General features: G+C 43.0%; 4 protein-coding genes. 2 read left to right on the top strand and 2 right to left on the bottom strand.

Going from position 1 to position 7,165, the window contains the following annotated elements; genetic code table 11:
• Positions 1-51: 51 nt before the first annotated feature.
• A complete protein-coding gene (locus RMO79_RS02250) occupies positions 52-1,074 on the bottom strand; it encodes an AAA family ATPase (protein WP_396136501.1) in 1,023 nt (340 codons plus the stop codon).
• A gap of 149 nt (positions 1,075-1,223) precedes the next feature.
• Complete coding sequence (locus tag RMO79_RS02245) at positions 1,224-1,733, bottom strand: hypothetical protein (protein ID WP_310481428.1); 510 nt, start codon at positions 1,731-1,733, stop codon at positions 1,224-1,226.
• Between the two features lie 221 nt (positions 1,734-1,954).
• On the opposite strand from RMO79_RS02245, the gene RMO79_RS02240 reads away from it, so the two are divergent.
• Both RMO79_RS02240 and RMO79_RS02235 read left to right on the top strand, forming a co-directional pair.
• The gene (locus tag RMO79_RS02240) at positions 1,955-4,630 is read left to right on the top strand and encodes an AAA family ATPase (protein ID WP_310481426.1); all 2,676 of its coding nucleotides are present in this window, start codon (positions 1,955-1,957) and stop codon (positions 4,628-4,630) included.
• Positions 4,631-5,210: 580 nt separating this feature from the next.
• The coding region (locus RMO79_RS02235) for a DUF499 domain-containing protein (protein WP_310481425.1) at positions 5,211-7,165 on the top strand (1,955 nt) is incomplete at its 3' end.

The raw sequence follows: 7,165 nt of genomic DNA, 5'->3' as shown, positions 1-7,165 counted from the left end.
GAAACGATCTATTGGCTTCGTTCATGCTAAAGGCGGATGCGGATCAACTTTTTAGGTACGGGAGATTTCTTGAATTGCGGCTTCAAGATGCTCTGGAATCACGAGTTCTTCTCGATCGAGAATAGCGCGTTTTGCAGCATCTTGAGCTACCCGTACAGCTTGAGCGGCGGAAAATCCTTGCATTTTTGCGACGATCGAGTGCCATTCGATCGAGCCTTTGGACATCGTAATTAAGGTTTGTTTGAGTAGTGCTTCTAGTTCTGTGGCTGTGGGCTTGGGAACTTCGATCGCATCGTCAAATCTCCGCCACACTGCCATATCTAGGGATTTGTCGAGGTTGGTGGCGGCGACGAGTAAGCCGGAGGAGGTATTATATTCGTCCAAAATTTGGAGGAAGGTATTTACGACTCGCTTCATCTCACCGACTTCGTTATTATCTTCGCGGGATTTGGCCAGGGAGTCGCATTCATCGAGAAATAGCAGACAGGGGTTCTTGCTAGCTACCTCGAATATTTCGCGGAGGTTGGTGGCAGTTTCGCCGAGATAGGAGGATACCATCGTGTCAAAGCGTACTTTGAGCAGGGGCAAGCCAGTATTCCAAGCTAATCGCTCGGCACTCATGGTTTTGCCACAGCCTGGTAATCCATACAGAAGGATTTTTTGTTTGTAGTTGAAGCCGTGATGCGCCAATCTGTCACGGGCGGCATATTCGCGCTCGATCCGTTGGAAGCGTTGTTCGACGGCGGCGGGTAGGATGGTGTGGTGTCTGAGTTGTTCGCGGGGAATTGCCGTGAGCAGGGGAAGTTGCGATCGCTTGCTATTGGGAAGTTCGGTGAGGGATTGGAGGTTGGTGGCTGCGGCGGTTGGAGTGGGATTGGTGGGGGTGGAACGTCTGTCGGTTTGGCGAGTGGGAGTTTTAGTTTTTGACTTGGTAATATTTTCTAATCGATCAGCTAGGATGATGTGTCCTTTTTTGCGTTCTTCGCGGACGATCGTGTCCAATAGCTTATCTACCGCTACTTCATCATCAGTAGCGATCGCTCTAAACACTCTTTCTAGCAGATCGGCTTTCACGGGAGAGTAATTTAATTCAACGTTCTCATGTACTATTGTATCTGAAATAGTACCCATCTAAGTGTCTAAAGTAACAGAACTCTATATCTAGACTCGATTTTATCGCTCTCCATAAAGTGAGCGAATCGATTCAATTATGAAGTTATTGCTCACAGTGTCGTCCCCAATCGTTCTTGCAGGGCAACAGCGGCTAATTGTTGTTCGCGAATCCGTCCGACTCTGAGGGCATCTACCAGCCCTAATAATTCATATAGTTGGGGATCTAAGCTGGCGGCAAGTGGTACGGATGGATAGAGGGGAGTAAGTGCCAATCCAATCTCCGTACCAGCCGGAAATGCCCAAACTAGCGGTTCTTGACTGCTGACAATCTGTTCTTTGAGAGGAGAGATACTATGAGCGGTGGGCATTCCGCGCACTAATGTTCCTGGGGTGGCGGGGTAGATATATTTTAAGCCATGAATTAGGAGTTCTAATAAGTGGGGTGTGAGGGGTTGATGGGTGAGGGGGGTGTAAAGTTTGGCAACTGTACTGCGTTTGAGGGAGCTATGGACTTCAGATGCACTCATGCCGAGGCTTTCGGCTAAGTCACTATACCGCCACTGGCGATCTTGCCAGAGGTGGGTTTTGAGGAGGATGGGAATATCTTGGGGTTTGAGCATGGAATCTATTCTCTGTTACTTCTATTTTACATTCGCAAATTGAGAATAAATTGAGTAAGAATGACTTTTTTAGTTGGATCGATCGAAATTATGTGAGTTGAATACTGGCTCATATGGCAATTGACAAGTTAAAATGTGCTGGGAGTATTGTTATTTGAGTACTAATAGACTATGTTAGATACCAACTTAAAAGTTTTTCTATCCAGATTGCTTAAATAACTATGGGTATTGTTACTGACTTTGAAAGAGAGCTAATCAAAAATTCACCTCAATCCTATGGTAAGTGGCGCACAATAGACCTACACAACCATTCCCCAGCAAGTTTTGATTATCAATCTGGGGGTGAAGATCATCTGGAACGCACCGCTCAAAGAATTCTAGACGCGAATCTTGATGTAGTCATGTTCACCGATCATAACGAGTTACCTTCAGAAGCATTTGTCACTGAGCTAAAGAACAAAACGGGCAAGTTGATACTTCGGGGTGTTGAGCTTAATGTTTTTGTAGATGCATGGAATATACCGTCTAAAAAAATAGGAAAAAATCTTTTCTTCCATTTGTTAATTGGTTTCGATCCTGACTGTAGCCAAACACCTGAATATTGGCTACAGCATCTTTATCATAAGTGCAAAACGGAGTGCCGAGATTCTGGAGGAAATACAATCAAAGGAGTTTTAGATTCGATTCAGAATATTTGTGAGATATTAAAGGAATCAAATGCAATAATTATTCCCGCACATCTTCATTCAAGCAATGATGCTTTTAAATCACGCAGTATTGATGATGTTTATGACGATCCAGAATTTATCAAGGCTGCCAAAGAGTGTTTTACAGCATTGGAAGTAACGGAAGTATCCACTGCTAGCTTTTTTGACGGTCATCATTTGGAGACACAAAACTTACATAAAACTTGTATTCGATCTAGTGATGCTCACAAACCTGAAAATTTGGGAACACGTCCATGCTTTGCACAAATGGAACATATAACGTTCTCAGAATTAAAGAATGCTTTAGAACTGCCATTTAGGGTGAGATTAGATAAACCATGTGAGCCAAGTTCATTTGTGGTTGGATTAAATATTAGAGGTCAATATTTCCCCGATTTATGGTTGTCACTTTCTCCCAACTGTAATGTTTTTATGGGGGTAAAAGGTTCTGGTAAAACTTCTGTTTTAGAATGTCTTCGATTTGTTCTCGGCGTAGAGGTTCCTCAGAGTAGAATAGGTGATGTTCATTCTCATTTGTCCGCAATTTTAGGTACTGGTGGAACTGTTAAAGCACTAATTAAGCGTGCTGATGGAGCCAAGTTAATAATCCAGAGGACACTTAACTCAGACCAGTTTAGCATCACATTTGAAGACGATCGTCAAGAGATTTTTACGCACCCTGAAGCTTTCCAGTTTCCGGCATCAATCCTTGGTTGGCATGAAATTGAGCAAGCCGCTACTGATCCCAAGATTCGGAGAGTTTATTTAGATGCCATATCAGGTCGTGAGGAAATGCGTGGTTACGAAGAAGGTGTCAAAGTTTTATCTAGGCAGATTCGTAGTACGCATGATGATGCCTTCTCCAAATTTAATAATTGCTGTGATATTTATGAACAAGTAGTTTCTCTCCGTCAACAAAGAGACGGCTTACAAAAGCTAACAGATGAAAGTCTGATCGAGTTAAAAACACAGTATGATGAGGCTAATGGACATCGCAACCAATTTTATATATCTCTTCAATATCTTCAAGAGGCACAATCTCAAATAAAAGATCGTTTTTCAGGTTTACTCCCTGGAGTTTCGCCAGAACATCTCAATATCCCTTCTTTAATAGAGCAATCAATCACGAGTGCAAGTGATTCATTGAAATTATTAGTTCAAAGTGTCGAAATAGCAAAGGATGATTTTCAATCAAAAATAAACTCAACAGTGCAAGTATTTCAACAAGCACAACATGGCGTTAATACTGCATTTAATGAATTTTCGGAGCAATATCGTCAAGCTCGAAGTAGATTGACTCCAGAACAGCAGCAACTTCTCGACTCTCATCAGCGAGTCATGGAGCAGACAAGTCAGCTACCGATATTAGAAGCACAACTGGATATGCTTAAAGCGGAGAGTAAATTTCTGATTGAAAAGCTTATTCATCAATGTGATTCTGCGGCTATGAAGATAGAACAGAGAACTAATCATCGTCGTCAGCGAGTAGAAGAATTTTCTGGAAAGCTTCAGGAATATGGTGTGGAATTAGCACTCTCTGAGTATACACTGTTGCCTTTTCAGAATATCGCCAATTCATACCCTGAAGGTTGGCAAATATTTAATGAGTTACCTCCAGGCACCATCTTCTATCGCCGAATGAAACAAGGTTATGAAAATATTCTAAAAAATTTACAAGGAGATTTGAAATCTTATCGTCCAAGCATATTTAGATCTAAACAATTTACAGATTTTATAGATATTTTTGAAGATGACGACCTTCTCATCACATTTAAAGCATCTGGTCTTGATGGAGCTTCAAAACCAATCGATCAACTATCTGCTGGTCAACGATGTACGGCATTTTTCCCGATTTTACTAAAACTTCAAGATGGCCCTCTTATTATCGATCAGCCTGAAGATAATCTCGATAATCGGCATATAGCTTCATCGATTGCACCTATCCTTATTGAAGACAAGCGAAACCGTCAGATTGTCTTAACATCTCATAATGCAAATTTGGTTGTACTGAGTGATGCAGAGCATATTGTCAGTTTTGAAGGGCAGAATAATCAAGGTGTCATTCTAGAAAGAGGGTTTTTGTCAGGCCAGCAATCAAAAATAACTCCACACGTTGTTGATGTACTTGATGGTGGCAGTCAAGCTTTGTCTCAAAGACGGTTAAAATATGGCACTTCTTCAGAGATATAGTGCATCACATAGAATTTCTGGTGTAACCTAATAATCAAGCCGCCATCAGCAATTCTGACATCTTAGTTTTCAATTCAGACGACGTAACTAGCGGCTTGTAAACCTCTCCCTCATAAGGCTTCTAAAAATAACCATTAATAAAAACTCCGCAGCCCCGACGGAGAGCCTAACAATTGCCAAATCTCTCGTTGGCGTAGTCTACCGTAGGTAATCGACCACAATTCCAGGTAGACTAGCCACTATCCCATCATCAATCGATTCGCTGTAGGTTCTAAACTCATCAACCTCCACGATCCTGTCACGTTCTAGATAAACAACAAACGAGCTAGATGATTCGATCGAAAAGCGATCGCAACTGTACATGAAGGTTGCTGTCAGAATGTCCGAAGTGTGGGGTGCGGTTTAAGGTTCCGGCTTTGTGGGTGGATGGTTGGTGTCAGCGGTGTTTTACGACTTTTGGGGAAATGCGGGAATGACAAAAATAGATTTAGATCTGATGATTCTCCTTTAGAATGTAGATCTTTGAGACTTTTCAACCCACAATAGACCAAGGTGAGATTGGTTTAAGGGAAAAAGCATCATGCTGTCGTCAATTTTAGATACTTGTACTCCACGAACAGAAATATTATCGGGAGAGTTGTCTCTGGATTTGTTTGCAGCCAAGCTCAAGCTGGTTGTTGATGGTAATGCTCCGCCAGTTTATCAAAACCCAGAACTTTTCTTTGCTAACACTTTTCCCACAGCGGGTTTAAAGACTTTAATTGCGGAAGTCTTTGGCAGATTAACTGGTACAACGGTAGGATCGCCAGTGATTCGGTTAGAAACTAGCTTCGGCGGTGGTAAAACCCACGATGAAATTGCGCTCTGGCATCTGGCAAGGCAAGGGAGACAAATTCCAGGGTTAGATCGATTTACCGATCGATTGGAACAGATTCCGATTAGCCCGATTCAAATTGCGGCAATCTCAGGGCAGGATTTAGATCCGACAAATGGTGACTTCCATGCTGATACGGGTATCTCAACTTATACGCTTTGGGGCGAGATTGCCTATCAAATTGGAGGAATTGATGGCTATCAACTATTACGGGGTTCGGACGAACAAAAAGTCAGTCCTGGCACTAGTGTATTGCAAAGATTGATTGGCGATCGACCGACGCTGATCGTACTTGATGAAATTGCTCAGTATCTCCGTAAAGCCAAGGCTGTAAAGGTTGGTAATAGCGATTTAGCTGGACAAGTTGTGGCATTTTTGTTCGCGCTGATGGATTTAGCAGGCTCCTGTCAGAACTTGGTATTTGTCTATTCTCTAGCTTCTGCTAGTGATAGTTTTGCCGATGACACCACCGAATTACAAGAAGCGATTAAGGCTTCGGCGCGACAGGAAAAAATTCTGACTCCCAGCAACGATCTGGAGATTTACAACATCGTCAAACAGCGGCTGTTTAGTAGCGTTGATGATAAAGCTGCTAAAAAGGCTGCTCAGGAGTATCTGCAAGCCTATCGATCGAGTCGCTCCAATCTACCCGATGGCTGTAAAGATGCAGCTTATACTCAAACGATCGAGGCTAGTTACCCGATTCATCCCGAACTTTTTAATTTATTAACCAAAAAGATTGCTTCAATTCCCAACTTCAATCGGACGCGCGGGGCATTGCGACTATTTGCGATCGCGACTCGTTATCTGTGGCGAGAGGGCATCGCTTTGCCGATGATTCATCCTCATCATTTACCTGTAGGTATCGATGATGAGATTACTAATGAACTGACTTCAAGGCTACAACGTCCACTGATGCGCCTACCGATTCAGGCAGATTTGTATAATGCCAGTGGGCGGGAGGCTCACGCTCAAATCCAGGATCGGGAATGGTTAGCCGCCGGAAAGTCTCCTTTTTCCACTTGGGTAGGGCGAACGATTTTTCTCCATTCGATCAATCAAGGGATTGTCGCAGGGATTCGCCAAACTGAGTTAAATTTATCTTTGTTAATGCCAGGAGGCGATACTAATTTCGTCGATCGAGCTTTGGATCGATTGACTGAAGTAGCTTGGTATCTGGACTTCGATCCCATCTTAACGATCGCTCGATTCAAAGAAGAACCATCGATCAATAAGATTGTGGCAGAGGAAAAAGAGCAAGTTGGACGTGGTGAGGCAAAGGAGGAATTGCGAAAACGTCGAGATTCGATCTTTGCTACCCGCTATTTCCGCCTGGTACCCGCTCCTACTAGTCCAGGTGATGTAGATGATGGTGCCGATGAAATTGCCCTGTCTATCATCGATTTTCAGGAGACTATGGTGACATCTTCGATCGATCCTGCGCCAACAATTATCGAACAGATTTTTCAGCAAACGGGAGAATCTGGCAAGTTTCGGATCTTTCGCAATCGGTTATTGTTTCTAGTCGCTAATAAAGTTGACTTAGAACGAGCCAGCGAACTAGCACGGGAGTTTCTAGCAATTAAGAATATTCTCAAATCAGAACACCGACTAGCCGATCTCTCCGAAAGTCAGCAGAAGCAACTGAAAAAGAAAGAAGG

It is taken from the genome of Chamaesiphon sp. VAR_48_metabat_403, assembly GCF_031422475.1.
Lineage (GTDB): Bacteria > Cyanobacteriota > Cyanobacteriia > Cyanobacteriales > Chamaesiphonaceae > Chamaesiphon.
The sequence above is the reverse complement of the archived record's forward strand: the minus strand, read 5'-3'. Positions and strand labels throughout refer to the sequence as shown.

Coding starts and splice junctions, on each gene's coding strand:
- RMO79_RS02245 (WP_310481428.1), bottom strand. CDS start 1,733: ATGCTCAAACCCCAAGATATTCCCATCCTCCTCAAAACCCACCTCTGG.
- RMO79_RS02240 (WP_310481426.1), top strand. CDS start 1,955: ATGGGTATTGTTACTGACTTTGAAAGAGAGCTAATCAAAAATTCACCT.